Below are 24,785 nucleotides of genomic sequence, written 5' to 3'. Positions count from 1 at the left end.
GTAGTTCTGCTGGATGCGCCGCGTGGCGTGGAAGTTTGTCAGGAGCTGTAAATGGGTGACGCACAGGGCTTCCTGAAGCACACGTCCCGCGAACTGCCGAAGCGTCGGCCGGTTCCGCTGCGCCTCATGGACTGGAAAGAGGTCTACGAGGAGAAGTTCCCGCACGAGACCCTGCAGAAGCAGGCCAGCCGCTGCATGGACTGCGGTATCCCCTTCTGCCACAACGGCTGCCCGCTCGGGAACCTGATTCCCGAGTGGAACGACCTGGTGTTCAAGGGTTCCTGGCGGGAATCGATCGACCGCCTGCACGCCACCAACAACTTCCCGGAGTTCACCGGCCGCCTGTGCCCGGCTCCGTGCGAGGCGTCCTGCGTGCTCGGCATCAACCAGGATCCGGTCACGATCAAGCAGGTCGAGGTCGAGATCATCGAGAACGCCTTCGACGAGGGCTGGGTCACCCCGGTGTACCCGACCCGGCTGACCGGCAAGCGGATCGCCGTGGTCGGCTCCGGCCCGGCCGGTCTGGCCGCCGCGCAGCAGCTGACCCGCGCGGGCCACACCGTCACGGTCTTCGAGCGCGACGACCGCATCGGCGGCCTGCTGCGCTACGGCATTCCGGAATTCAAGATGGAGAAGCGCTTCATCGACCGCCGTCTCGCGCAGATGGAGGCCGAGGGCACCATCTTCAAGACCGGTGTGAACGTGGGCGTGGACATCACCGCCGAGCAGCTGCGCGAGCAGTTCGACGCGGTGGTGCTGGCCGGTGGCTCCACCATCGCGCGTGATCTGCCGGTGCCGGGTCGCGACCTGGACGGCATCCACCAGGCCATGGAGTTCCTGCCGCTGGCCAACCGCGTGCAGCTGGGCGATCCCATCACCGACGAGAACGGCCTGCCGCCGATCAACGCGCGCGGCAAGAAGGTCGTCATCATCGGCGGCGGCGACACCGGCGCGGACTGCCTGGGCACCTCGCACCGCCAGGGTGCGGAGTCGGTCCACCAGTTCGAGATCATGCCGCGTCCGCCGGAGGAGCGCGCCACCTCCACCCCGTGGCCGACCTACCCCCTCATGTACCGGGTCTCCTCGGCGCACGAGGAGGGCGGCGAGCGCGTGTTCTCCGTGAACACCGAGCGTTTCGTCGGCGAGGACGGCAAGGTCACCGGTCTGCAGGCCCACGAGGTCACCATGGTGAACGGTCGCTTCGAGAAGGTCGAGGGCACCGATTTCACCCTCGAGGCCGATCTGGTGCTGCTGGCCATGGGCTTCGTCGGACCGCAGAAGAACGGTCTGCTCGAGGCCCTGGGCGTCGGCTACGACCAGCGCGGAAACGTCAAGCGCGACAACGACTGGCAGACCACCGTCCCCGGCGTCTTCGTCGCGGGCGATATGGGCCGCGGTCAGTCGCTGATCGTGTGGGCCATCGCCGAGGGCCGCGCCGCGGCCGCCGCGGTGGACAAGTACCTGGAGGGCGATTCCGCCCTGCCGTCGCCGATCGTTCCGACGGCGGTCGCCCAGCGCTGACGCGCCGAGCCGGAAAACCCGAGACGCCCACGGACTTCGGTCCGTGGGCGTCTTGCTGTTCGGGTCAGCGACGGACGGTGACGACACCGACCAGTGCCGCGACGATTCCGGCGGCCAGGAGGACCGTGCTGGGTGAGCTGCGGTCGACGAGCAGGCCGCCCAGCACCGCCCCGACCGCGAAGGTGGCCTGGAACGACGCCGTGAACAGGACGGACGCGGCCTCCGGTGTATCGGGAAGGGCACTGGCGAAACAGGTTTGGGTGGCGACCGGAACCGCGCCGTAGCCGAGGCCCCACACGACCAACAGGACGAGCGCACCGAATTCCCAGTGACCCAGGGCCGGAAGAGCCAGGGTCGCGGCGGCCATGAGCGCGGCCGCACCGGCGAGCGCGACGGATGGTCGGCGCGCGGCCACGAAGCTGCCGAGGAAGTTCCCGGCAATGCCCGCGACGCCGTAGATCAGCAGCAGCACGGTGATGGTTCGGGCGTCGGCGCGGGTGACCCCTTCGAGGAAGGGCGTCACGTAGGTGTACGCGCCGAAGTGTGCGAGCACGAGGAAAGCCGTTGCCGACAAGGCGAATCGGGTCGCCGGACGGGCGGTCGCGGCGCGCAGCGAGGCGAAGCGCATCGATTCGTGGGCGGGCAGCGGTGGGAGTGTGGTCAGCAATAGGGCGAGGACCAGCGCCGACAGCACCGCGAGTACCACGAAAGGGCTTCGCCAACCGAACAGGTCGCCGAGGAAAGTGCCCGCCGGGACGCCCAGCACCGAGCCGAGCGGTACCGCCGCGAAGATGATGCCGGTGGCTCGGGCGGTCGCGGTCGGTGGGACCAGGCGGGCGGCGAGCCCGGCGGCAATGGACCAGTACGCGCCGATGGTGACACCGAGCAGGATGCGCGAGACCAGCATCAGCCAGAACTGTGGTGCGAGTGCCGCGAGCACGGTAGCCAGCAGCAGCACCAGTGTGCACGCGGCCAACAGCAGTCTGCGGTCGATGCGCCCCGCGGCCACCGTGACCACGGGTGCGGCGACCGCGGCCACGAGGCCCGGCATGGTCATCATGAGTCCGGCCATTCCGTCGGAAATGGCGAAATCCGCGCCGATGGAGGTGAGTAGGCCGATGGGCAGGATTTCCGTGGTGACGATGGTGAATATGCCGAGGGTGACCGCGGCGACCGCGAGCCAGCGCGGCCGCGCGTGGACGGTAGGGGTGTCGAGGGCGGTGGACATGGCTCCAGTCCAGCAATCGGATCTTGCTGGTACCGGCGGGTTTCCGCCATCACCGTTCAAGGGTGCCGCGAGGGTGAATCCGTCGGACAGGCCTCGGCGTCAACCCTTGTGGGAATGCTCTCGTTCGCCCCACCGGCCTTGCCGACGGGCATACGCTTCGGTCAGAGATTTCTTCGGGTGCGACGGAGATGCCCATGGAAGCGCAGTGGTGGCCGAACGCCAATTCGCTTGCGGCCGATGCCGATCGGGAACGTGCGGTCGAGGCGTTGAAACAGAATTTTCAGGCGGGGCGGATCAAGGCCGACGAGCTGTCGGACCGAATAGGGTTGGCGCTCAATGCGCGGACGTTCGGGGATCTCGACAATGCCATGGAGAATCTGCCGCCGCTGCGGCCCTTGGGGTCGATGGGGGAGCGGTTCGTGCAGCCGTTCCAACAGCCCCAGGTGCCGGTGCCCTACGGACAGACGATGTATCCCGTTCCCGTGCCGCTGTCTCCGACGGCACCGCAGCGGCGCAAGCGGCTCGGGCTCTCGGCCTTCGTGCTCGGTCTGTGCGGATTCCTGTGCGGGGCTCCCGCGGTAGTCGGCCTGGGGTTCGGCGTGGCGGCGCTGTTCGAGGAGGAGGACCGCGAAGACCGGGGATACGCCATCGCGGGTCTCGCCATGAGCGTGCTGTGGTTGGTGATCTTCGCGATCGTGTGGGCCACCTAGCCGATGTCGATGGTGACCGTCTCGGTTGTGGTCCGTGCCGGGAGCTTGGTCGTATCGACGGCCAGGATTTCGCCGGTGTCCTGCAGACCGTTCGGCTGCGTCTTGGCCTTCAGCGTGAACGGCGGCTGATCATTGGCGATACCGTCCAGACCGAAATCGCTGTCATTGGCGATATAGACGGTGCGGCCGCCGTCGGTGGTGGCGATGCCCTCGATCTTGTCGTGGCCGAAGAACTTTCCTTCACCGTTCAAACCCGTGACGAGCGCGGCGAGGTCGAGATTCTCCTTCTTGGCGACCGGGGTGATACCGGCCTTCTGGAGCGCGGCCACGCCGTCGGCGGTGGAGACCGCGCCGACGTGGGTTTCGATGCCCTTGTCGCCGATCATCAGGCCGATCTTCGGATCGTAATGCGCGCCGGGCACATTCGCCTGCGGGCCGATATCGGTGGCACCGGAGATATCGATGGTCCACACCTTCTTGTTGGCATTCGGCTCGGTCTTGCCGTCGCGCTCGTCCACCAGGAAAGTCGTATCGCTCAGCGCGGTGATCTCCGAAACGCCCAGCTGCGATTTGGGATCTTCGAGGGGATGGACGAATTCGCGGACCGCCTTGGATTTCAGATCGATGGTGACAATGCGGGTCATGGGCACCGACCGCGCGGAATCGAGGCCGGGGGTCTTGAGACCGCTCTGCATCATGCCCACCAGGGTGGAGCCGTCGGGGGTGACGGTCAGGCCTTCCATGCCCTGGTTCGGGGTGCGCTGCGACAGTTCGGCGGGTAGGCCGTTGCCGGGGGAGAGGCGCTCGATCTCGGTGCCCGCGGCATCGAAATGCACCAGGTATGGGCCGTATTCGTCGGAAACCCAGAAGGTGCCGTCGGGCAGTGCGACCAGACCTTCGGGATCGAGGCCGTGATCGGTGGGCGGCAGGGTGTTGCCGTTCAGGTCGCGCATGGTCTCGCCGGTGGAGGCCCCGGAATCGACGATGCCGTTGAAAGGCACGCCCGCGCGATTGCGCAATTCGATGGTGGAGACGAGTTCGGCGCGATTGTCGACCAGACGGAATTTCGCGATCTTCGGCACGAATTCCGGCATGGGCACGATCTTTTCGTTCTTGACCTTGCCGTCGACATTCGGGCCGCGGTCGGTGAGTCCATAGAACTCGTCGCTGGAACCGGGCACCGCGGTGAAACCCGAACCGAAGGCGCTGCCCTGTACCGGCACGCCGCCGAATTCGCCGAGCGCGGGAATATCGGTGGTGTACAGGCGAACCGCGTCGGTGGTGGTGACCTTCAGCGATTCGGTGCCCGTGTATCCGGGGTGGGGCGTGTAGACCAGCGCGCCGTCGGCGGTGCGGGTGAGATCGCCGTGCTCGGGGTTCGCGATGGCGACCACGGCGGTGCCACCCGCCTTGGCGAGCAGGTCGTCGAGGGAGATGGTCAGCGGCTGATCCTTGGCGGTCGTGAAGTCGGCGCCGTCGTCGGACGAGCAGGCGGCCGTGACAGCCAGGGTGCAGAGCAGGGTGGCGGCCGTGGTGGCGCGGGCGGTTCGACGAATTCTCACCAGGGCTGCCTACCGGTCGTGAGCGACCGGAAGATGGCGTGCGCCTGAACGTTTGGCGACCCGGTCGCGGGGTACGCAAATCGGACGATTTCCGATGTTGGTCGGCACATGCGCCAAGCCCCCTTTATTCTTGTCTGCGGTGTGTCGCCGATCGCTTCGATGCGGCCGGGTTCGCGGATCTCATACGGGTGGGTCACCAGCGTTAACCCGGTGTGCACGGATACGTCATCGAGCGACCGCACCATCATCGGGAATCGGGATGATCGTACGTCCCGGGCACAGGGTTGAACTGGAGCAAGATGCGGTTGAAGAAGATTGTCGCCGCTGCGGGGGCAGCGGCGAGCGTGTTGTCCGGCGTTGTTCTCGGCGGAAGCGGCTCTGCGGCAGCGGATCCGGGATGCCCGAGTCTGTATGTGGTCGCGATCCCCGGTACCTGGGAGACCGGACGTGAGAAGGGCGTACAGCCCGGCATGTTGACCGGTGTGACCAATGGCCTTCGCGCGGAGGTGGATTACGTCACCTATGCGGCGACCGCCTTCCCGTGGGAGGGCAATGTCTACGGCGCCTCCAAGAAGGAGGCCACCGACAGCGCCCGTGATCTGGTGAGCGCCATGGCGGCCAGTTGCGGGGCGACCAAGATCGCGCTGGTCGGCTACAGCCAGGGCGCGGACGCCGCCGGTGATCTGGCGGCCGAGATCGGCAGTGGTTCCGGGCCGGTCGCGCCGGAGCGCATCGCGGGCGTCGGGCTCATCTCCGATCCTCGGCGTTCGGTCACCGATACGCAGGTCGGTCCGGCGGCCCCGGGCGCGGGTGCGGGCGGGCCGCGCGTCGGCGGATTCGGTTGGATCGCCGACCGGGTGCGCACCATCTGCGCCATCGGCGACCTGTACTGCTCCACCGAGGAGAACGATTTCGTCACCCGCTTCGCGGGCTTCCTCGCCCAGTCCTCCAACCCCAACCCCACCAGCCTCTGGAAGTACCAGCTGGAGTTGGGCGCCATCATGACCGACCTCATGTCCCAGGGCGGCCTGCCCACCCTCCAAGCCCAGCTCAGCGACGACGCCAACCAGCAGCGCGCCAAGCAGTTGGAGCAGTTCTACGGCTCCGGCACCCACCAGATGTACGGCAGCTACCCGGTAGGCGGCGGCCAAACCGCCATCACCTGGATGCACAACTGGATCGCCGGAATGGCCTGAGATAAGGACTCTTTGGTCTCGAGGGCCGCTCCCTGACGGGAGCGGCCCTCGTCGTTATTCGCGGTCAGCGGAGGTTGCGGGGGAGGAGGTCCCAGACGTGACTGTTCTCGTTGATGGTGGCGGCGGTGCGGCGGCCGGTGCGGGAGTAGAGGATTCGGGTGACCGAGCAGTAGTCGATGGGGAAGGTGAGGGGGCGTTCGAGGTTCAGGACGTCTTGGAGGAGGACGTTGATGACGCCGCCGTGGGCGAAGGCGACCACCGTCTCGGCGGGGTCGGCGGTGGCGACGAGGCTGTCGATGGCGGCGAAGACGCGGGATTTGAAGGCGTCGCTGTCGATCTGCTCGGGGATGTACCCGGACTTGATGCGGTCGTAGACGGCTTGGAATTCTTGTTGGGCGTCCTCGATGGGGATGTAGACGGGGAGGTCGCGGTCGTATTCGGCCAGACCGTCCAGGATGTCGACCGGCAGGCCCAGCTTCTCGGCCGTCGGGCGCGCCGTCTCGCGCGCTCGCCGCTGCGGGCTGCTCACCACCCGTGAGATGCGGTGCGGGGCGAGCACACCCGGTACGCGCTCGGCCTGCTGCACGCCGATCTCGGTGAGGTCGGGATCGGCCGGAGCGTCGGTACCGTGAATGCGCTGCGGCTGGGCATGGCGGACGAGGATCAACTGCACGCCCCCACTCTGCCGCACCCGCGGTCGCCGCGGCGGATCGGGCTTGGTCAGCCGCTTGCCACCTGCCGCGTGCCCAGCGCTCGGTGCTTTCCGCCCAGCCCTCGCCGCTCGGTGCCTGCCGGGCCAGCGGGACCGCCCGGTGGCTCCCACCCAGCGCCCGCCGCCCAACGCGCGGCGGGCGGGGTCGCGGTGCTAGCCCTGGTTCTTCTTCTTGCGGTTGGTGATGAGGTAGACGATGCCGAGGATCAGCACCACCAGTCCGATGCAGCAGATGGCGCCGAAGATCAGGCCGGTGTTCTTGCTCTTTTTCTTCTTCGCGGCCTGGTACTCCAGTGCGGAGGTCCAGGTGTCCGGATTCGTCCACACCTGGTGGTCGAGCAGATTGGCTTGGGTCATCAGATCCAGGTAATACATAGCGAAACCCCATCTCTCGAACTGCGGCCCAGCGACAGGGGCCGATCATCAAGGGTAGTCGTGGACGTGTGGATTCGTGTTAATACGAGCAGGTCAGGGCGGGCGCGCCGGTCGGGTCGGGCGTGGCGCGCCCGCCGTTCCTAGCGTGAATCCCCCTGTGCGGTGCGCGGTTTCACCAGAGGGAACGGCAGTGTTTCACGAATACTGCGGCCGGTCAGCAACATGACCACGCGGTCCACTCCGATCCCGAGCCCACCGGTCGGCGGCATGGCGTGTTCGAGCGCCTGCAGGAAGTCCTCATCCAATTCCATGGCCTCCGGATCACCGCCCGCCGCCAGCATGGACTGCTCGGTCAAGCGCTTGCGCTGTTCGATCGGATCGGTCAATTCACTGTAGGCAGTACCCAATTCGACGCCCCATGCCACCAGATCCCAGCGCTCGGTGACCCCGCGCACATGCCGGTGCGCCCGCGTGAGCGGTGAGACCGAGGTCGGAAAATCGATGTAGAAGGTGGGCTCCTCGGTCTTGCACTCCACCAGATGCTCGTACATCTCGAGCACGATCTGCCCTTCGTCCCAACCCAATTGGTAAGGCACCCCGACCTTGTCGCACAGCACCCGCAGCCGCTCCACATCCGTCTCGGGCGTGACGGTTTCGCCGAGCGCCGCGGAGATGGAGCCGTGCACGGTCTTGACCGTCCACTCCCCGGAGATGTCCACCTCGACGAGCGTCCCGTCCGGCCCGGGCCGCAGCGCCACCATCCGACCGTTGGCCGCCACCGCCGCCTCCTGGATGAGCTGTCGGCAGGCATGCATCATGCGCTCGTAATCACTGTGCGCCTCATAGGCTTCCAGCACCGTGAACTCGGGGTTGTGGCTGTAGTCCACCCCCTCGTTGCGGAACACCCGCCCGAGCTCGAACACCTTCTCCATACCGCCCACGCACAACCGCTTGAGATACAGCTCCGGCGCGATGCGCAGGTACAGATCCAGGTCGTAGGCATTGATGTGGGTGGTGAACGGCGTGGCGTTCGCGCCGCCGTGGACCTGTTGCAGCACCGGGGTTTCCACCTCCAGGAACCCCCAGCCGTTCAAGGTGTCGCGCAGCGACCGCACCACGGCGCTGCGCTTGGTCAGCAGCTCCCGCGCCTCGGTGTTGATGGCCATGTCCACGTACCGCTGCCGCACCCGCGCTTCCGGATCGGCCAGGCCCTTCCACTTGTCGGGCAGTGGATGCAGGCACTTGCCGAGCATCCGCCAGTCCTGCGCGAGCAGCGACAGCTCACCGCGGCGGCTGGTGCCGATCTGACCGCTCACCTCGATGAGATCGCCCAGATCGAAGAACTCGTCGAATTCGGCCGAGCGTTTCGCCCCGACCCGCCCCCGGTCGATCATCAGCTGGATCTCCCCGGACCAGTCCCGCAGCAGCGCGAAGCACACGCCGCCGTAATCGCGAATCCGCAAGAGCCGCCCGCACACTCGCACCGTGGTGCCCTGCGGCGAGCGGCGCGCGGCGGCGATCGTATGGGTCGGCGGATAGGCCACCGGATAGGCCTCGACGCCGCGCGCCTCCAATCGCGCGAGCTTGTCCATGCGCACCCGCACCTGTTCGGGTCGGCGCGGCCCCTGGTCGGCGGCATCCTCGGCGGGGAGTTCCGGCGCGCTGCCGTCGGCGTGCAATCCGGTCAGGGTGTCGGGCACCGAGGAGACCGAACCGGTGTGCGCGGAGGCGTCGGTGGTCTTGCCGATGCGCGGCAGGAAGCCCTCGGCGAGCGCGCTGGCAAGCGCGACCCGGGGCAGCTGCCGCCGATCCTCGAACAGCGAGAACCTCGGCACCCACGTGGGCTGGTACTTCACATTCGACCGGTACAGCGCCTCCAGCTGCCACCACCGCGAGAAGAACATGAGGATACTGCGCCACAGCCGTAGCACCGGTCCCGCGCCGATGCGCCCGCCCTCCTCGAACACCGCGCGGAACACCGCGAAGTTCAACGAGATTCGCGTGATGCCGTACTGCTCGGAGTTCAGCGCCAGCTGCGAGATCATCAATTCCATGATCCCGTTGGGGCCCTTGGGATCGCGTCGCATGAGATCCAGCGACACCCCGGTGCGGCCCCACGGCACCAGCGAGAGCATGCCGAGCACCCGCCCCTCGCCAGGCGCGTCGCCCGGGTTGGCGCAGGATTCCCCGGGCTCGACCGCCTCGACGAGCAGGCAGTCGCCGTCGAGCGGATCGCCCAAGCGGCCCAAGGCCATCGAGAACCCGCGTTCGGTCTCGGTATCGCGCCAGGCGTCGGCGCGGCGAATGGTCTCGCGCATCTCCTCGGGCGTGAGTTCGGCGTGGCGGCGGACCCGCACGATCACACCCTGTTTGCGCAACCGGTTCGCGGCCTGGCGCACCTGCTTCATCTCCGGCCCGGCCAGCGAGAAGGCGCGGGTCTCCAGAATCGCCTCGTCGCCCAGGCGCAGCGCGGAGAGTCCGGCCCGCCGATACGCGGTCGCGCCCGCCTCGCTGGCACCCATGACCGCCGGTGCCCACCCGTACTTGTCGCACATGCGCAGCCACGCGTCGATGGCGTGCGGCCAGGCCTGCTGCATGCCGATGGGGTCACCGGAGGCCAGGCACACCCCCAGTTCCACGCGATAGGTCAGCGCCGCTTTGCCGCTGGGCGCGAACACCACCGCCTTGTCGCGCCGGGTGGCGAAGTAGCCGAGCGAATCGTCCACATCGGCGCGCTCGAGCAGTCCGCGCAGCGCGGATTCGTCGAGTCCGGTGAGCGCGTTGGAGGCGCGCTGCGAGCGGAACAGCACCATGGCCGCCGCCAGCAGTGCCGCCGCACCGAACAGACCGAGCAGCAGGTTCACGAAGTGCGGCGGGTGTCCGTCGAAATTCTCGTTGCTCACCAGAATGGTGGCGGTGACGCGCGAGATCGCCCAGAGCGGCCGCTCGACGCCGCGCGGCAGGCTGCCCGGGAACAACTCCACCAGACCCCAGCCGACGAGGCAGCCGACGACGAGCCCTCCGGCCAATACCCCCAGGGCCTTCCACGCCGCCCCGCGCCGCACCTGCGTGTAGAACTCCGGCCAGGCGGCGATGAGAACGCCGATCACCGCGAGATGCACCACGAGGGCCACGAGCGCGTGGTAGTCGCGTTCCCCGGCGAAGTCGAGCCAATTGGCCACGGCGTAAAGCGCCATGTATCCGACCAGCACCCACCAGGCTATGCGTTTGCGGCTGGCCGTCGCGCCCGCGAGCAGACCGACCATGAGCGCCCACACGAACGAGGTGTCGGGCGCGTCGAAGTAGTAGTTGTCGACGTAGTGACGCAGTCCGGAGGTCACATAGCGCAGTCCGGGCGAGATGCTCCAGAGCGCACAGCACGCGGCGAACACGCCGAGGACGAGCCCGGCGAAATGCGGTACTTCACCGAAACGTCCGTGTCCGCGATGCGGAACCTCCGGCGACCGCGCCTGGGATCTCTGCTCGGTGTCCTGGTACTGCCGGTCCTGCGTCGAAGTCACCGCACCAGTGTGTCCTGTGTGAGGCACTCCTGTGGAGAAGGACGGCCAACCGTGTCTCGCGGCGGGCGAATTTGGAACCGGGGGGTCGGCGGGTGAGGATGTACCCCATGTCGGATCCAGTCGATGTGCCGATCGCGGACGATGTCATTCGACTCGGCCAATTCCTGAAGTTGGCGAACCTCATCGATTCAGGTTCGGAAGCCAAGACGGTTATCGCCGAAGGGCTGGTGCGGGTGAACGACGAAGTGGAGCTGCGGCGCGGGCGGCAGCTATCCGCCGGTGACGTGGTCACTCTCGCCGGACACAAGGCCCGGGTCACCAGCGGCTGAGCCGCCCACCCGTCGTCGCGGGCCGCCACGGCGGCGGCGCGGCCTAGCTCTCGGCGCGCACCACGACACCATCGTGGTCGCTGTAGAGCATGTCGCCCGGAACGAAGGTGACGCCGCCGAATTCGACCGGAACATCCTTGTCCCCGGAGCCGGTCTGAGTGCTCTTGCGCGGATTCGTGCCCAGCGCCTTGATGCCGATGTCGAGGGTCCGCAGAATCGCGGAGTCGCGCACCGCGCCATTGACGATGACACCGGCCCAGCCGTTGTCCACGCCGCGGCCCGCGATGATGTCGCCGACGAGTGCGGTGTGCACGCTCGCGCCGCCGTCGACGACCAGTACCCGGCCCTCGCCCGGTTCGCCGAGCGTCTGCTTCACCAGCAGATTGTCCTGGAAGCAGCGGATGGTGACGATGCGCCCGGCGAAGGCCTCGCGCCCGCCGAACTGAATGAACTGGGTATCGCAGCTGCGGATTTCGGGGCCGATCTCATCGGCCAGGTCGGCAGTGGCGACAACATTTGCTGAATCGGTCACGGGGCTATCTTCCCCCTTGGTTACCGATGAGTATTTCTCGGCCCCGCGATAGCGCGGGGCAGACCGGGGTCGGCGTCGTCGGCGACCGTCCGGCGCGCCGGTCAGGCGTTGGCTTCGGCCTGGTGGAAGGCGGCGATCTGGGTGGTCAGATTGTGCGTGGAGGCCTTCACGGCCAATTTCACGAACGGCTCGATGGTCTTGCCGAGCACCTTGCCCGCGAGGCCGCCCGGCACCCGGTACTCGACAATGGCGTCGATGGTGCTGGCATTGTCGCCCTTGGCGTGGAACAGGAACGTCGATTCGATCTCGAAGCCCTTGATGGATTTCACGCCGATGGCGAAATTCTGTTCGTGGCGCACGATTTCGATGGTGGAGTGCAAGGTGACGGGCCCGAGTTGAATGGTGCCGTCGAAAGTCGCGCCGACGCCCTCGGTCTGTTCGGTGAGCGGTGTGAACGCGCTGATCTCATTGATGAATTTCGGGAGATTGCGGTAGTCGTTCACATAGGCGAACGCGGATTCGGCGGAGGCGGCGCACTCGGCGACGATCTTGACTTCGGTCATGCGCACGACTGTAACGTGTTCTAGTTTTGCACGCAGGGTGGCTGTGGCCACACCGAAATTCAGGCCGTGACCGCGAGCGTAGCAGCCAATCCGAAGACCACCGCCATCGCCACCGTCTCCAGAACGGCTCGGCGCAACGAGGATTCGGCGTTCATACGGTGATCGCGGGCAATGGGCACCCACCGGGTGCGCCACCACCACCCCAAACCGAGCAGGGCCGCGAGAAATACCGTCTTGGCCAAGAGGATTCGGCCGTAGCCGGTCGTGATCAACGGTGTCACACCGCCGATGCGCACCAATCCGTCGATGATTCCCGTCGCCGCCACCACCGCCGCCAAGGGCAGCGCCCAGGCCGAATACCGGGGGAGCAGCACCGCCCACTCGCCGCGCGTGCGCACCACGAGAGCCAGGGCGAGCAACAGACCGAGCCAGGCCGACGCGGCGAGCGCGTGGATCGCGCCCAGCACCGACCCGAACAGCTGCTGCGACATGTGCCCGGTGATCGGCCGCAGCGCGAGGGTCACCGCCGCGAAGACCAACACCAGGTCCGGGGTGGCCCGATCCGGCAGCCGAAAACCGAAGGCGCTGTAGGCGGCCACCGCGCCGCTGCCGAGCAGAATCGCGATACCGATCTGCCCGCCGCTCACCTCCACGAGGTAGTCGGCGAACTGCCCTGCCGCGAGTTCGCCGGTCGAAACACCGAGCACCTCGGTGGCTTCCAGGACCAGCATGGCGAATTCCATTGCCACCCAGCATCCGGCGACGACGGTCAGCGTGCGCCAACTGGTCTCCACGCGGTCGTGCAGGCGGGGCAGCGCGGCCAGGCCCAGCACCGCCGCGCCCGCCAGATCCGCGAGGGCGCGGACCGGGGCCTCCGGCTGCACCGGATCGCTGGCGGCCAGCATCCAGGCGAGCAGGGCCCCGATCAGGGCCGCGGGTGCGACCAGCAGCAGCCATCTACGCGTGCCGCCGGTCGCCTCCCCTCGGCGATCGGTGCGGTCGGACCGGCTCACGAACGCTTCGTGCCCCGTCCGCCCAGCAGTGCGAAGGCGAGACCACCGCCGAACAGCACCACCGCGCCCGCTATGAACACCCACAGCGGGACGCCGCCATCGCTTTCGTCACCGGATTCGGCCTTGGCATTGGCCTTCGGCCCGGGCGTGCCGTTGCCCTGCTCGGTGAGTTCGAAGTTGATCTTGCCGCTGACCGGGTGGCCGTCGGCCGAGGTGACCCGGTAGGCGATCTTGTACTCGCCGACCGGCCCCAGCTCGCCCAGGGCGATGCTGATGGTGCGGCCCTCCACGGTCGGCTCGCCCTTCGACCAGAGGTTGCCGTCCGGACCGGTGACGGTCATGGACGGGTAGCTGGTCTGCAAATCCTCGTTGAAGGTGACGGTCGCCCTGGCCGGGCCCTGCGCCAGCCGCGCGCCCGCGGCCGGATCGCTGGCGACCACCGACGAATGCGCGTTCGCCACACCGGTTCCCAGCAGAGCCATACCGCCCACCAACAGTCCGGTGACCACACCGGCGAGTACTCGACGCATCATGAGCGGCGGCTCCGAATCACCGCGCCCAGACCCAGGGCCGCGCCCAACGCGCCCAGCGCCAGGCCGATGCCGCCGAGCCAGCGGGCGGTGGTGTCGGTGGCGTCGTCGCTCTCGGCGGCGGCATTGTCGACCCGGTGGCCGTCCTCGCCGTCCTTGCTCGCGCCCAGGGTCAGCGACGGCGCGGGATGCTCCGGTTCGCTGCCGTCGGCGTTCTCCGGCTGATTCCACTCGACGACCTTGCCGTCGCTGTAGGTCTGCGCCGCCGCGAAACTCACGGTCTCCTGCTCGGGCAGCTTGCCCAGCGACACCACGAACCGCTGGAACTGGCCCGGGCCGACACCCGGATTGCCCGGCTCCGCGGTCCAGGTGACCGAGGTGGCCTCGCCCTTGTCGTTGCGGTCGACCTTGGCCGACCAGCCCGCCATGGGCTCGGTCCGCGCGCTCTTCACATTGGGCAGCGCGACGGTGAGTTTGGTGGTGGAGGCGGTATCCGATTCGGTCGGCACCTTGAAGGTGGCGACGGTGTAGCCGCCCTGCGTGGCGCCCGGGGCGTCCACGGTGACGTGGGCGAGGGCGGTGCCCGCGCTCAGCAGCGTGAGGCTCGCGGCCACGGCGGCTGTGCCGAGCGCACGCTTGAAGGAGGTGTGCATGAGTGAAAGACCTTCTCTGGCAGAGGGTTCGGGGTGAATGTGTGGTTCAGCCCGCAACCGGTGGGGCGCGCGGCCCGACAGCGCCCAGCTCGAGAAGGTGGCGAATGTGCCCCGCCGCGCGAACCCACCGCAACGCGCCGCGCCGCGACGGAACCGGCGCGGGCCGCGTCACCGCCACCCGAATCGCCTGCGAGACAAGCCCGTACAGCCGCTCCGCGGCGAGAATCAGTACCGCGCACAGGATCGCGGCCACCGCGTGCGCGACGACCATGAGCCGATCGGGCAGAACGGCAGCCGCACCGCTCCCCGAAACCCCTGCCCCCGAACCGTGTCCGTGGCCGCTGAACAGCGATAGCGCGGTATGACACCCGAGCTGCCCGCCCACCAGCCACCCGGCCACGGCCCACCGCGACCGCACCGGCCCCACCGAGGCCAGCGCGCCGACCGCGCCCGCGATCAACAGCAGCAGCGCAAGCCCATTCGATCCGGGCGTATCCCCACCCGCCGCACCGTGCGCGGCCACCGCCAGCGCGGCCACGGCGAGCCCTACGAGACCCCCTCGCAGCCAATACGTTTCGCCGCGTTCCGCGCCGACCCCGTACGTTCGGGTGCTTCCAGCCGACAGCGCACCCAAATATCCAGGGTGCGTGCGCACCGCGAGATCGTGCGCCTCACTGCGGACGGGTTGTGGTCGTGGTGAGACGGCCCCGCCGCCTGAGCGGCGCGCCAATGGCGAGCAGCGCACCGCGTGATGCCGGTTGTGCGCGGCATTCGTCAGTGGCTGGTCCACACGTGGCCGGAGCTGGCCGCCGGGGCTGGTGCCTCGGCGGTCGGCGCGTCCACGGTGGCGCATTCCTGGGCCGGGTCAGCGCACGCCGAGGCGTGCGAGCACATCCGACTCGATGCCGGAGAGCTCGTTGGAGATGGAGGCGTGCACCGCGCGGCGGCGCTGCACGGGCATCTGGGCGGCGGTGCGGGTGGCGGCGGTGAGCGAGTCCAGGCGGTCGCGGGTGGTGGTCGCGAACTGCTTGGTGTCGGTGTCGGAGTGCTTCTGCTCCAGCTCGCCCAGCGTGGTCTCGACATTGGCGATGCGCGCCTGCAATTTGGCTCCGGGACCGGAGAATTCGCTCAGCTGATCGATGCCGATACCCAGCTGTGCCGCACGGCGGTTGTCGAGCTGCCCGCGCACCAGGGTCGCGCCCCGGTAGGCCAGCGGCGCGAGCACCGGAATCAGAATCCGCGCCACGCCGAGGTACTTGCGCACCTGCGCCGCGCTGAACAGTTCGCGCTCGGCCCGCTCGGCGACCTTCAGCGCCGCCTTCTCCTCGGCCTGCAGCGCCGCGATCTGTGCCTTGGCGACCTTGGCCTGGGTCTTGGCCTCGGCCCGGTGCTTCTTGCGTTCGTTGCGCGCGCTCAGCTTGGCCTCGATACCGGCCTTGTGCTTGAGGGCCTTCGCCTCGGCTCGGCGGCTGACCCGCTTCTTGCGCTTGGTGAACAACCCCATAGATGGCCTCCGTCATGCTGGTTCGCCATGGCAGCACAGGGCCGGGGGAATGCCTGTCCGCCCATGTCACACAGTTTGCCGCTCACAGTAGCGGGTCGGGAAGGGCGAGGGTGAACGCTGTGCCTTTTCCGTCCCGCCGGGGCGGATCGGCGCGCCGGGTCGAGGCCGAAATTCCGCGCTCGGGCCGAGGCTCTCCGGCGCGGCGGCAGGGGGCGGGGGGCGGAGGGTGTCGGGGGTTCACGCCATACTGCTATGCGTGTATTCGGGCATCGGCGACCGAGCGGGTCGCGACAATCACGGCATTGCCGACGGTCGGCGGCCTGCCGACGCGGCGTCCGTAACGCCCGATTCGCCGCGTGAATCCGGGGCGCGAGCCGCCTTTGTCGACGCGCGGGCGTTGATCGGGTGTCGGCATCGACTGCACCTGGACGCGGTGCATCCGGGCGTCCTGGCCGGGGTGGCCGAGGACTCCGGGGTGAAGCAGAGACGGGAAGCGGCACAGGCCCATCGGGAATCGGTGCGCGACACGCTCGTCGAGGCCGCGCCGCACAAATGGGTGGTGATCGACCCGAATCTCACCGCCGCGCAACGCGCCGAGCTCACCATGCGCGCGTGTGCCGAAGGCGTGGAACGCATTTGGGGCGCACTGCTGCCGCAGGAGCCCGAGACCGGCCGCCGCGGCGGCTGCGAGATCCTGTGGCGCGACGACGACCGCGGCGGCTACATCCCGGTGATCGTGGTGAACCACAAGGTCACCGACCCGCGCCAGCCCGACCCGGCCGACTACCACCCGATGACCACCGGCCTGTACGAGTGGAATCCGCAGCCGGACAAGCACGTTCGCACCCGGCCACAGCAGCGCGACCAACAGCGCCTCGCGCACCTGTTCCGCATGTTGCAGCACCACGGCTACGCCAGCCCGGCGGTCGTGGGCGGCGCCATCGGCTATCACTTCGACCGCATTCTGGTGCACGACCTCACCACCGTCCTCGACGACTACGACATTCGCTATGCCGAGCGCATCGCGGTGGTGCGCGACGAGCTGCCCACCATTCCGTCCAAGGTCCCCGAATGCCGCCAGTGCCCCTGGTGGACCCGCACCGCCCCCGCCGCCGCGGACAAGGAAGGCCCGCTCGATCCGCTCGACGGCGGCTGTGAGAAGTGGCTGATCCAGCACCGCGACGTCAGCCTCGTCGCCCCCGGCTCGCGGGCCGACGTGCTCCGCCGCCACGGCGTGGAAACCATCGACGACCTGGCCGGATGGTCCGGCGATGATCCCGACGACTGGCAGTACGAACCCTTCACCGAGGCGGTCGTCACCGCCCGCGCCTGGGCCACCAACGCGCCCTTGGTGCGTCGCGTCGACAAGGTGTGGGTCAAGCGGGCCGATGTCGAGGTGGACGTCGACCTGGAGAGTTTCCAGGAGCACGGCGCGTACCTGTGGGGCACCCTCCTCGACGGCGTGTACCGCCCCTTCGTCACCTGGGACCCGCTGCCCACCCCCGACGAGGGCCGCTCCTTCGCCGAATTCTGGACCTGGCTCATGCGGATTCGCGCCGAGGCCAAGGCCAATGGCAAAACCTTTGCCGCATACTGCTATTCCCGCACCGCCGAGGACAAGTGGCTCTACGAGTCGGCCCGCCGCTTCGCCGGTCAGCCGGGCGTGCCGACCGAGAAGCAGATCCAGCACTTCGTCGACGGCCCGCAGTGGGTGGACATGTTCCAGGCCGTCTCCGAGCAGTTCATCTGCCCGAACGGCAAGGGCCTCAAGAAGATCGCCCCCGTCGCGGGCTTCCACTGGCGTGATCCGGAGGCCGGGGGAGAGGCGTCCATGAGCTGGTACCGGCTGGCCGTCGGCTACGAGGGCGAACCCGACCTCAGCCAGCGCACCCGCATCCTCGAGTACAACGAGGACGATGTGCTCGCCACCAAGGCGCTGCGCGACTGGATGACCGACCGGGCCGATGCCGAGGTTCCCTCCATCGCCGATTTCGCCCGTCGTACCATCACGTCGTGACCGATCACGTCGAACAATTGGAGTTCCAGGCCGAGACCCATCAGCTCCTGGAGCTGATGATCCACTCGGTCTATTCGAACAAGGACACCTTCCTGCGGGAACTGATCTCGAATGCCTCCGACGCCCTCGACAAGCTGCGGCTGGAGTCGTTCCGGGACAAGGATCTGGATGCCGACACATCCGATCTGCACATCGAGCTCGAGGTGGACCGAGACAACCGGGTACTGACCGTCCGCGACAACGGCATCGGCATGTCGCGCGCCGAGGTGGTGGACCTCATCGGCACGCTCGCCAAGTCCGGCACCGCGGAGCTGCGCAAGCAGCTGCTGGAGGCCAAGAAGTCGCAGACCGAGGCCGAGGAGCTGATCGGCCAGTTCGGCATCGGCTTCTACTCGACCTTCATGGTGGCCGACAAGGTCGCGCTCACCACCCGCAAGGCGGGCGAGACCACGGGCACCCGGTGGGAATCCGCCGCGGGCAGCTCGACCTACACCATCGAGGAGCTCGCCGAGGCGCCGCAGGGCACCGCGGTGACGCTGCACCTCAAGCCCGCCGACGAGGACGACCACCTCTTCGACTACACGCAGGAGTGGAAGCTCCGCGAAATCGTCAAGAAGTACTCGGATTTCATCGCCTGGCCCATCCGCATGGACGTGACGCGCACCGTCATGGAGGGCGAGGGCGAGGAGAAGACCGAGAAGGAACTCACCGAGACCCAGACCCTGAACTCCCAGAAGGCGCTGTGGACCCGCCCCAAGAGCGAGGTCTCCGACGAGGAGTACAAGGAGTTCTACAAGCACGTCGCGCACGCCTGGGACGATCCGCTCGAGATCATCCCGATGAAGGCCGAGGGCACCTTCGAATACCAAGCGCTGCTGTTCGTTCCGTCGCACGCGCCGTTCGACCTGTTCACCCGTGAGCACAAGCGCGGCGTGCAGCTGTACGTGCGCCGGGTGTTCATCATGGACAACTGCGAAGAGCTGATGCCGGAGTATCTGCGCTTCGTCAAGGGCGTGGTGGACGCGCAGGACCTCTCGCTCAACGTGTCTCGCGAGATCCTGCAGCAGGACCGGCAGATCCGCGCGATTCGCAAGCGCCTGGTGAAGAAGGTGCTGTCCACGGTCAAGGACATGAAGACCGCCGCGTCGTCCGAGGATGGGGACACGACCAAGTACGACACCTTCTGGAAGGAATTCGGCCGGGTCCTCAAGGAGGGTCTGCTCTCCGACCAGGACAATCGCGAAACCATCCTGGGTGTCGCGTCTTTCGCCTCCACTCACTCGGAGACCGAGCTCACCTCGCTGGCCGAGTACGTGGAGCGCATGAAGGACGGCCAGGAGGCGATCTACTACCTGACCGGCGAAACCCGCCAGCAGATCGAGAACTCCCCGCACATCGAGGCGTTCAAGGCCAAGGGCATCGAGGTGCTGGTGCTCACCGATCCGGTCGACGAGATGTGGGTCGGCGCGGTGCCGGAGTTCGAGGGCAAGCCGTTCCAGTCCATCGCCAAGGGCGAGATCGACCTGGAGACCGAGGACGAGAAGAAGGCCTCCGAGCAGCTGCGTGAGCAGCAGGACAAGGATTTCGCCGACGTCCTGAAGTTCCTGCAGGAGACCCTGGACGCGGAGGTCAAGGAGGTGCGCCTGACCAACCGGCTCACCACCTCGCCCGCCTGCATCGTGGGCGATGTCTACGATTTCACCCCGATGCTCGAGCGCATGTACCGCGCCTCCGGGCAGGAATTGCCGCACACCAAGCGGATTCTGGAGCTGAACCCGACGCATCCGCTGGTCACCGGGTTGCGTGACGCGTACGCCCAGCGCAAGCCGGAGGAGAGTTCGGATCTCACCGAGACCGCCGAATTGCTCTATGGCACAGCGGTTCTCGCCGAGGGCGGCGAGCTGAAGGATCCGGCGCAGTTCGCGCGCATCCTGGCGGAGCGCCTGACCCGCACCCTGTGATCGCGCCGTGCGGGAGCGTCGGAAACGGCGCTCCCGCACGGAAACAAGATCACTGGTCTGTTATGTGTCGAAGGTCACGATTGTGACACTCGTTACGTTGTCGTGATTCCGGGAACCCGTGTGCCGGGCGTACGTTGTACTTCTTGGTCGTTGTTTTTCGTGTACGTGTATTACATGCTCGCGCGGAATATTGTGCGGGCGTCGCTTCTCTTGCAGGGCAAGTAGCAAGTCGCCGTCTGATCGACCCGGTCGTCGTGACCACGTCGGCCGCAGCAAAACCCTGTCAGGAGAAGACATATGGTTCAGGGAACCGTGAAGTGGTTCAACGCGGAGAAGGGCTACGGCTTCATCTCGCACGAGGGTGGGGCCGACGTGTTCGTCCACTACTCGGAGATCGAGGGCACCGGCTACCGCGGTCTGGAAGAGGGCCAGCAGGTCAGCTTCGAGATCACCCAGGGCAAGAAGGGCCCGCAGGCCTCCTCGGTCCGCAAGCACTGAGATAAGGCTTGCTCTCATAACTTGATAGACGAGCAAGGCCCGCACCGGAAACCGGTGCGGGCCTTGTTGTTTCGAGCGGGGTGTCAGCCCACGACGCTCAGCGTCAGCGCGGGGCCATGCGCAGCGCGCCGTCCATGCGGATGGTCTCGCCGTTGAGGTAGTCGTGCTCGGCGATGTACTGCGCCAGCTGCGCGTACTCGTCCGGGCGGCCCAGGCGGGACGGGAAGGGCACGCCCGCCTCGAGGCCCTTGCGGTACTCCTCGGTGACACCGGCGAGCATCGGGGTGTCGATGATGCCGGGGGCGATGGTGTTCACGCGAATGCCGAACTGCGCCAGGTCGCGCGCGGCCGGGATGGTCATACCGGCGACGCCGCCCTTGGAGGCGGAGTAGGCGATCTGGCCGATCTGGCCCTCGAACGCGGCGACGGAGGCGGTGTTGATGACCACGCCGCGCTGGCCGTACTCGTCGACCGGGTCGGTCTTGGCGATGGCGTCGGCGGCCAGGCGCATGACATTGAACGAGCCCAGCAGGTTCACGGTGATGACCGTGCGGAACAGCTCCAGATCGTGCGGGCCGTTCTTGGACAGGATGCGACCCGCCCAGCCCACACCGGCGCAGTTCACGACGGTACGCAGCGGCACACCGGATTCCACGACCTGGGCGACCGCGGCGGCCACCTCGTCACCGCTGGTGACATCGGTCGGGATCAGGGTGACACCGGCGGGGACGCTGTCACCGGCGCGCTCGATCGACTGCGCCAGGTCGAGTCCGAACACGGTGGCGCCCAGGTCGGCGAAGCGCTTGGCGGTCGCTGCGCCCAGGCCGGACGCACCTCCGGTGACAATGGCGGCGGAGCCCGAAATCTCCACGGTGATTGGTCCTCTCCAACGTTGGACGGCCTCTCGCTGGCCTTCCGTCAATAGCACGATAACGGGGTGCCTCGGCGCGGCTGCGTCGGGTCGGGTGTACCGGACATCCCGGGCGGACTGGACGGCGCGATTTCCGGGGGCTCTCCGGAGCTTCGTCCCCAGCCCCCCAGCGGGTTTGGCGGACCGAACACTTCGCACAGCAAGAAGACCGAACTGTTTGCGAACACTGATGTTCGTTGAGTGGTACCGTCACTGCATGAAGTCGCGTGCGGCCCGGTGGCGTCGTCCCTTCGGCCCGTCTCCCTCGGTCGAAGGTCGCCGGATTCTGGTGACGGGCGCGGCGCGCGGCATCGGGGCGGCCCTGGCTCGGCAGCTGCACGCGCGGGGAGCGCGGGTGGCACTGCTCGGGATCGAGCAGGAGATGTTGGCCGAGGTGGCGGCCGACTGCGGGGACGCACCGTGGCGGTACTGCGATATCGGCGATCCGACCCAGGTGGAGCGGGTGGTCGAATCGCTGGTGGGCGAACTCGGCGGCCTCGACGCCGTGGTCGCGAATGCCGGTATCGCCAAACAGCTTCCTCTCATCGGCGGTGATCCCTCGGTCCTCGAGGAGACCCTCACGGTCAATGTCCTCGGCGTGTACTACACGCTGCGCGCCGCCGGTCCGCATATCAGCCATCCGGACGGGTATGTGCTCTTGGTGACCTCGCTGGCCGCCGCCATCCACCTACCCCTGGCCGGGGCGTACAGCGCGTCCAAGGCCGCCGTCGAATCGCTGGGCCACACCCTGCGAATCGAATTGCGGCACACCGGAGCCCGCGTCGGCATCGCCTATTTCGCCGAACTCGACACCGATATGACCAGCACCGGCTTCGGCACCGAGGCCGCCCGCGCCATCCTCGGCCGGTCCTCGGTCTCCGGCGTGGCCCCGCTCGGCCCGGCCATCGACGGTATGGAACGAGCCCTCGCGCGCCGGTCGCGCCGGGTGGTGTCACCCTATTGGGTGGGTGTGGTGGTGTGGTTCCGCGGCGTCGGCCAATGGGCCGTGGACATGGCGCTGCGCGGCGGCGTCGGTTCCGGCGTGGCGATCGCCCGCGACGAGGCCGTCCCCTACACGACCGACCAGCCCGCCCGCCCGCGCAAACTGAGACGACCCGCCTGACAGCGACGGAGCCCGCATGACCGACTCGGCAGTCACCGCCCGCCTGCCCCGTGGCCGCCACGGCCTGCCCCGGGAGACGGTGGTCCGCGCGCAACGCGACCGCATCCTGCTCGCCATGGCCGAGGCCATGGCCGAAAACGGTTATGTGGGAACGCCCGTCGCCTCCATCATCAAACGCGCGGGAGTGTCCCGGGAAACCTTCTACGAGCAGTTCCGCTCCAAGGAGGACTGCTTCGAGGCGGCCTACGAACGCGCGGTGGAGCTGCTGCTCACGGGTCTGCTGGAGGTCACCGGCCAAGCGCCCGAGGACGAAACCCCGCGCCAACGCATCGAACGCGTGCTCACCGCCTACCTCGACGGACTGGCCGCGCACCCCGCCTTCGCGCGGCTGTTCCTGGTGGAGGTCTACGCCGCGGGGAACGAGGCCATCACCCGGCGCACCACGCTGCAGGACACCTTCGTCGCGATAGTCGGCGATATCCTCGGCGCGGAAACCGATTCCCAGCGCTTCGCCTGCCAGACCCTGGTGGCCGCGCTGAGCGCCATGGTCACCGCCCGCATAGCCGCCGACGATATCGCGGGCCTGCGGGAATTGCGTGATCCGCTACTGGACCTGGTCGGCCGCAGCGGGGATCTCTTCGGCAGCCCGGAGTCCTCCGGTCGCTGAAGCCCGGCGGCGCAGCGCGATCAGCGCGATTCCGGCCAGCACCGGCAGCCCGGCCGCCGCGACAGCGACTGCCGCACTGCCCAAGTGCGTCACGGTTCCCAACAGCGTCAACGCGCCGAAATAGAGGAACAGCAGTCCGGAGCACACGGCGATGGCGCGCTCCGGAATGTGCTTGCCGACAGTCACTCCCACCGCGATGGCCAGCGCACCGGCCGCCACCATTCCGGCCACGGAGCCGATCCACACCGCCAGCCAGCCCTTGTTGGAGGCCAGCGCCATGGTCGCGAACATGGTGCGGTCGCCGAGTTCGGCGAGGGTGAAGGCCGAGAGCACGACCAGGAAGGCCGACCGCGAGGTGGGCTGCGCCGGGATCTCTTCGGAGTCTTCGGCGGCGGCGCGTCCGGGCAGCACCTCGCGCAGGGTCCACAGTCCGACCAGAATGAGCGTGGCGGCGGCGAACAGCGAGATCAGCTCGGTCGGCAGGGCCGCGCCGAGGAAGTGGCCGACGCCCACCGCGATGAGGTTCACCGCCACGCTGGCCGTCGCGATCGCGCCGAGCACCACCCACCAGCGGTAGCGCAGCGCGAAGGTCAGCGCCATGAGTTGCGATTTGTCGCCGAGCTCGGCGAGAAAGAGTGCGCCGAAACTCAGCAACACGGTGGTGATCATTTCGTTCAGGCTCCCAGGGCTCCGGCCTGTCGACTGAACGGATCTGCCTTCAGCCGACACCGCACCGGTAATTCGGATCGGTTGTCTGGCCGAAGGTCTCGCCCACCGAGCGGTCTCGGTTCACGCAGCCGGATCCGCGACGGGACCAGTATGTCGACTGCGCGATTGGGGGCTACTCCCCTTCGCTGGCCGCCACTCTACCCCGGCAAACCGGACGTCGCCAACCCGGCATGACCGAAATCGCAATGCGCACAATAAGTTTGGGAGCCCGCCCCGATGGTTTCGGGTACCCTCACGCGGCCAGCAGCATAGCCAGAACCGCGGTGTCGGGATCGCTGATCGGATCGACGCCCACCCGCGAGATCATGGAGGTCACCACCCCGTCGCCGTCGGTCTCCACCCAGGCCGCGCGGTGTTCCAGGCCCAGATGCGGTACGCCGGGCAGCAGCACGCACCCGGAGGCGGCATTCGAGATCTCCGGCAGCGAAGGCCGGGTCTCGCGCGGCGGATGCAGCATGATCAACGCCGATGGCATATGGCTGGCAAACCGCCCGGGCTGCAACGCCTCCTCGCCCATCACCGGCCCCTCCGCCAGCACCAGGCCCACGGTGCCCGGCTCCGGATCGTCGGGCAGGTCGTCACGCGTTCCGAACACCGTCGAGGTGGGCAGCAATCCCGGCAGACTGGCCACTCGCACCGCCAGGACCAGCAGTTGTGCCCACTCCTTGGTGGAATCGGGCCATCGTCCCGAGATCAGAAATCCGCGCAGCGATCCGCGCGCCTGGAACGGCGTGACGCCGATGTGGTCGTTCGTGTTCATCTGTGCCCTCCCGAGATGTCGAAATCGGGGCGGCGTCGCCCGTCCTACCAGTAGGGATACCCAGGTTGCACGGAAAATGAACTGGCACACAAGTACCAGAGACTGCTAGCAAACCGACACGTCGAACGACAGCGCCCCCTCCGACATGACATAGGCCCGCGAACCGGAATG

At 67.8% G+C, this 24,785-nt stretch carries 24 protein-coding genes; 9 read left to right on the top strand and 15 right to left on the bottom strand.

Translation table 11 applies throughout. From position 1 onward, the window contains the following. The first annotated feature begins 51 nt into the window (after positions 1 to 51). Positions 52 to 1,521, top strand: coding sequence for a glutamate synthase subunit beta (locus tag ACIBH2_RS29390; protein WP_397123335.1), 1,470 nt, complete (start codon positions 52 to 54; stop codon positions 1,519 to 1,521). Positions 1,522 to 1,585: 64 nt separating this feature from the next. Here ACIBH2_RS29390 and ACIBH2_RS29385 read toward each other — a convergent pair whose 3' ends face one another. Next, entirely contained in the window at positions 1,586 to 2,749 is a 1,164-nt protein-coding gene (locus ACIBH2_RS29385) for an MFS transporter (RefSeq protein WP_397123333.1), read from the bottom strand. Between the two features lie 194 nt (positions 2,750 to 2,943). Here ACIBH2_RS29385 and ACIBH2_RS29380 point away from each other — a divergent pair, with 194 nt between their 5' ends. Further along, a complete protein-coding gene (locus ACIBH2_RS29380; protein WP_397123331.1) occupies positions 2,944 to 3,459 on the top strand; it encodes a DUF1707 and DUF4190 domain-containing protein in 516 nt (171 codons plus the stop codon). Here the strand turns inward: ACIBH2_RS29380 and ACIBH2_RS29375 are convergent. Then, positions 3,456 to 5,021: an esterase-like activity of phytase family protein gene (locus ACIBH2_RS29375; RefSeq protein WP_397123329.1), complete on the bottom strand. Its 1,566-nt coding sequence runs from the start codon at positions 5,019 to 5,021 to the stop codon at positions 3,456 to 3,458. The two genes, ACIBH2_RS29380 and ACIBH2_RS29375, sit on opposite strands and share 4 nt — an antisense overlap. Before the next feature lie 299 nt (positions 5,022 to 5,320). Between ACIBH2_RS29375 and ACIBH2_RS29370 the strand changes: the two genes are divergently transcribed. Continuing rightward, positions 5,321 to 6,217: a cutinase family protein gene (locus ACIBH2_RS29370; protein WP_397123327.1), complete on the top strand. Its 897-nt coding sequence runs from the start codon at positions 5,321 to 5,323 to the stop codon at positions 6,215 to 6,217. 64 nt (positions 6,218 to 6,281) lie between these two features. On the opposite strand, the gene ACIBH2_RS29365 is transcribed toward ACIBH2_RS29370, so the two are convergent. The 3 genes from ACIBH2_RS29365 to lysX form a co-directional block, all read right to left on the bottom strand. Beyond that, positions 6,282 to 6,890: a histidine phosphatase family protein gene (locus ACIBH2_RS29365; protein ID WP_397123325.1), complete on the bottom strand. Its 609-nt coding sequence runs from the start codon at positions 6,888 to 6,890 to the stop codon at positions 6,282 to 6,284. A 192-nt stretch (positions 6,891 to 7,082) separates the two neighbouring features. Then, positions 7,083 to 7,304 carry a hypothetical protein gene (locus ACIBH2_RS29360; RefSeq protein WP_397123323.1) on the bottom strand — a complete coding sequence of 74 codons (222 nt, stop codon included), beginning with the start codon at positions 7,302 to 7,304 and terminating at the stop codon, positions 7,083 to 7,085. A 140-nt stretch (positions 7,305 to 7,444) separates the two neighbouring features. Beyond that, positions 7,445 to 10,825, bottom strand: a complete 3,381-nt coding sequence (gene lysX / locus ACIBH2_RS29355) for a bifunctional lysylphosphatidylglycerol synthetase/lysine--tRNA ligase LysX (RefSeq protein WP_397123321.1) — start codon at positions 10,823 to 10,825, stop codon at positions 7,445 to 7,447. Positions 10,826 to 10,932: 107 nt separating this feature from the next. Here lysX and ACIBH2_RS29350 point away from each other — a divergent pair, with 107 nt between their 5' ends. Continuing rightward, positions 10,933 to 11,154 (top strand): RNA-binding S4 domain-containing protein, encoded by a 222-nt coding sequence (locus tag ACIBH2_RS29350; RefSeq protein ID WP_397123319.1) that lies wholly within the window; start codon positions 10,933 to 10,935, stop codon positions 11,152 to 11,154. Between the two features lie 43 nt (positions 11,155 to 11,197). Here ACIBH2_RS29350 and rraA read toward each other — a convergent pair whose 3' ends face one another. From rraA to ACIBH2_RS29315, 7 genes are all read right to left on the bottom strand, one after another. Then, positions 11,198 to 11,686, bottom strand: coding sequence for a ribonuclease E activity regulator RraA (rraA, locus tag ACIBH2_RS29345; RefSeq protein WP_397123317.1), 489 nt, complete (start codon positions 11,684 to 11,686; stop codon positions 11,198 to 11,200). Between the two features lie 101 nt (positions 11,687 to 11,787). Then, the gene (locus ACIBH2_RS29340) at positions 11,788 to 12,249 is read right to left on the bottom strand and encodes an SRPBCC family protein (RefSeq protein WP_397123315.1); all 462 of its coding nucleotides are present in this window, start codon (positions 12,247 to 12,249) and stop codon (positions 11,788 to 11,790) included. Positions 12,250 to 12,308: 59 nt separating this feature from the next. Further along, positions 12,309 to 13,262, bottom strand: a complete 954-nt coding sequence (locus tag ACIBH2_RS29335) for a CopD family protein (RefSeq protein WP_397123313.1) — start codon at positions 13,260 to 13,262, stop codon at positions 12,309 to 12,311. Then, on the bottom strand, positions 13,259 to 13,795 hold the full coding sequence (locus tag ACIBH2_RS29330; protein ID WP_397123311.1) for a copper resistance protein CopC: 537 nt from the start codon (positions 13,793 to 13,795) through the stop codon (positions 13,259 to 13,261). The genes ACIBH2_RS29335 and ACIBH2_RS29330 overlap by 4 nt, the downstream gene beginning before the upstream one ends. Next, the gene (locus ACIBH2_RS29325; RefSeq protein WP_397123309.1) at positions 13,792 to 14,445 is read right to left on the bottom strand and encodes a YcnI family protein; all 654 of its coding nucleotides are present in this window, start codon (positions 14,443 to 14,445) and stop codon (positions 13,792 to 13,794) included. The genes ACIBH2_RS29330 and ACIBH2_RS29325 overlap by 4 nt, the downstream gene beginning before the upstream one ends. 46 nt (positions 14,446 to 14,491) lie before the next feature. Further along, positions 14,492 to 15,100, bottom strand: coding sequence for a hypothetical protein (locus ACIBH2_RS29320; RefSeq protein WP_397123307.1), 609 nt, complete (start codon positions 15,098 to 15,100; stop codon positions 14,492 to 14,494). Positions 15,101 to 15,310: 210 nt separating this feature from the next. Beyond that, the gene (locus ACIBH2_RS29315; RefSeq protein WP_397123305.1) at positions 15,311 to 15,949 is read right to left on the bottom strand and encodes a DUF6474 family protein; all 639 of its coding nucleotides are present in this window, start codon (positions 15,947 to 15,949) and stop codon (positions 15,311 to 15,313) included. 256 nt (positions 15,950 to 16,205) lie between these two features. Between ACIBH2_RS29315 and ACIBH2_RS29310 the strand changes: the two genes are divergently transcribed. From ACIBH2_RS29310 to ACIBH2_RS29300, 3 genes are all read left to right on the top strand, one after another. Beyond that, positions 16,206 to 17,966 carry a TM0106 family RecB-like putative nuclease gene (locus ACIBH2_RS29310; protein ID WP_397123303.1) on the top strand — a complete coding sequence of 587 codons (1,761 nt, stop codon included), beginning with the start codon at positions 16,206 to 16,208 and terminating at the stop codon, positions 17,964 to 17,966. Next, complete coding sequence (gene htpG / locus ACIBH2_RS29305; protein ID WP_397123301.1) at positions 17,963 to 19,927, top strand: molecular chaperone HtpG; 1,965 nt, start codon at positions 17,963 to 17,965, stop codon at positions 19,925 to 19,927. The genes ACIBH2_RS29310 and htpG overlap by 4 nt, the downstream gene beginning before the upstream one ends. Positions 19,928 to 20,224: 297 nt before the next feature. Beyond that, on the top strand, positions 20,225 to 20,425 hold the full coding sequence (locus tag ACIBH2_RS29300; RefSeq protein WP_397123299.1) for a cold-shock protein: 201 nt from the start codon (positions 20,225 to 20,227) through the stop codon (positions 20,423 to 20,425). A gap of 103 nt (positions 20,426 to 20,528) precedes the next feature. Here ACIBH2_RS29300 and ACIBH2_RS29295 read toward each other — a convergent pair whose 3' ends face one another. Continuing rightward, positions 20,529 to 21,296, bottom strand: a complete 768-nt coding sequence (locus tag ACIBH2_RS29295; protein ID WP_397123297.1) for an SDR family NAD(P)-dependent oxidoreductase — start codon at positions 21,294 to 21,296, stop codon at positions 20,529 to 20,531. A 256-nt stretch (positions 21,297 to 21,552) separates the two neighbouring features. On the opposite strand from ACIBH2_RS29295, the gene ACIBH2_RS29290 reads away from it, so the two are divergent. Both ACIBH2_RS29290 and ACIBH2_RS29285 read left to right on the top strand, forming a co-directional pair. Continuing rightward, positions 21,553 to 22,458, top strand: coding sequence for an SDR family NAD(P)-dependent oxidoreductase (locus ACIBH2_RS29290; protein ID WP_397123295.1), 906 nt, complete (start codon positions 21,553 to 21,555; stop codon positions 22,456 to 22,458). 16 nt (positions 22,459 to 22,474) lie between these two features. Beyond that, the gene (locus tag ACIBH2_RS29285) at positions 22,475 to 23,125 is read left to right on the top strand and encodes a TetR/AcrR family transcriptional regulator (protein ID WP_397123293.1); all 651 of its coding nucleotides are present in this window, start codon (positions 22,475 to 22,477) and stop codon (positions 23,123 to 23,125) included. Here the strand turns inward: ACIBH2_RS29285 and ACIBH2_RS29280 are convergent. Together ACIBH2_RS29280 and ACIBH2_RS29275 are read right to left on the bottom strand one after the other, a co-directional pair. Continuing rightward, complete coding sequence (locus ACIBH2_RS29280) at positions 23,063 to 23,794, bottom strand: TMEM165/GDT1 family protein (RefSeq protein WP_397123291.1); 732 nt, start codon at positions 23,792 to 23,794, stop codon at positions 23,063 to 23,065. The two genes, ACIBH2_RS29285 and ACIBH2_RS29280, sit on opposite strands and share 63 nt — an antisense overlap. A gap of 292 nt (positions 23,795 to 24,086) precedes the next feature. Further along, positions 24,087 to 24,614, bottom strand: coding sequence for a peptidase (locus ACIBH2_RS29275; RefSeq protein WP_397123289.1), 528 nt, complete (start codon positions 24,612 to 24,614; stop codon positions 24,087 to 24,089). Positions 24,615 to 24,785 lie beyond the last annotated feature (171 nt).

Origin of the sequence: Nocardia sp. NPDC050406 (assembly GCF_044459025.1) — a bacterium.
In the GTDB taxonomy this organism is placed as follows: domain Bacteria; phylum Actinomycetota; class Actinomycetes; order Mycobacteriales; family Mycobacteriaceae; genus Nocardia.
The sequence above is the reverse complement of the archived record's forward strand: the minus strand, read 5'-3'. Positions and strand labels throughout refer to the sequence as shown.

What these genes read in the sequence shown, in the direction of transcription:
- ACIBH2_RS29325 (WP_397123309.1), bottom strand. Translation starts at nt 14,445, where the DNA reads ATGCACACCTCCTTCAAGCGTGCGCTCGGCACAGCCGCCGTGGCCGCG.
- ACIBH2_RS29330 (WP_397123311.1), bottom strand. Translation starts at nt 13,795, where the DNA reads ATGATGCGTCGAGTACTCGCCGGTGTGGTCACCGGACTGTTGGTGGGC.
- ACIBH2_RS29360 (WP_397123323.1), bottom strand. Translation starts at nt 7,304, where the DNA reads ATGTATTACCTGGATCTGATGACCCAAGCCAATCTGCTCGACCACCAG.
- ACIBH2_RS29275 (WP_397123289.1), bottom strand. Translation starts at nt 24,614, where the DNA reads ATGAACACGAACGACCACATCGGCGTCACGCCGTTCCAGGCGCGCGGA.
- ACIBH2_RS29315 (WP_397123305.1), bottom strand. Translation starts at nt 15,949, where the DNA reads ATGGGGTTGTTCACCAAGCGCAAGAAGCGGGTCAGCCGCCGAGCCGAG.
- ACIBH2_RS29340 (WP_397123315.1), bottom strand. Translation starts at nt 12,249, where the DNA reads ATGACCGAAGTCAAGATCGTCGCCGAGTGCGCCGCCTCCGCCGAATCC.
- ACIBH2_RS29300 (WP_397123299.1), top strand. Translation starts at nt 20,225, where the DNA reads ATGGTTCAGGGAACCGTGAAGTGGTTCAACGCGGAGAAGGGCTACGGC.
- ACIBH2_RS29290 (WP_397123295.1), top strand. Translation starts at nt 21,553, where the DNA reads ATGAAGTCGCGTGCGGCCCGGTGGCGTCGTCCCTTCGGCCCGTCTCCC.
- ACIBH2_RS29285 (WP_397123293.1), top strand. Translation starts at nt 22,475, where the DNA reads ATGACCGACTCGGCAGTCACCGCCCGCCTGCCCCGTGGCCGCCACGGC.
- ACIBH2_RS29280 (WP_397123291.1), bottom strand. Translation starts at nt 23,794, where the DNA reads ATGATCACCACCGTGTTGCTGAGTTTCGGCGCACTCTTTCTCGCCGAG.
- ACIBH2_RS29370 (WP_397123327.1), top strand. Translation starts at nt 5,321, where the DNA reads ATGCGGTTGAAGAAGATTGTCGCCGCTGCGGGGGCAGCGGCGAGCGTG.
- ACIBH2_RS29380 (WP_397123331.1), top strand. Translation starts at nt 2,944, where the DNA reads ATGGAAGCGCAGTGGTGGCCGAACGCCAATTCGCTTGCGGCCGATGCC.
- ACIBH2_RS29385 (WP_397123333.1), bottom strand. Translation starts at nt 2,749, where the DNA reads ATGTCCACCGCCCTCGACACCCCTACCGTCCACGCGCGGCCGCGCTGG.
- ACIBH2_RS29350 (WP_397123319.1), top strand. Translation starts at nt 10,933, where the DNA reads ATGTCGGATCCAGTCGATGTGCCGATCGCGGACGATGTCATTCGACTC.
- ACIBH2_RS29390 (WP_397123335.1), top strand. Translation starts at nt 52, where the DNA reads ATGGGTGACGCACAGGGCTTCCTGAAGCACACGTCCCGCGAACTGCCG.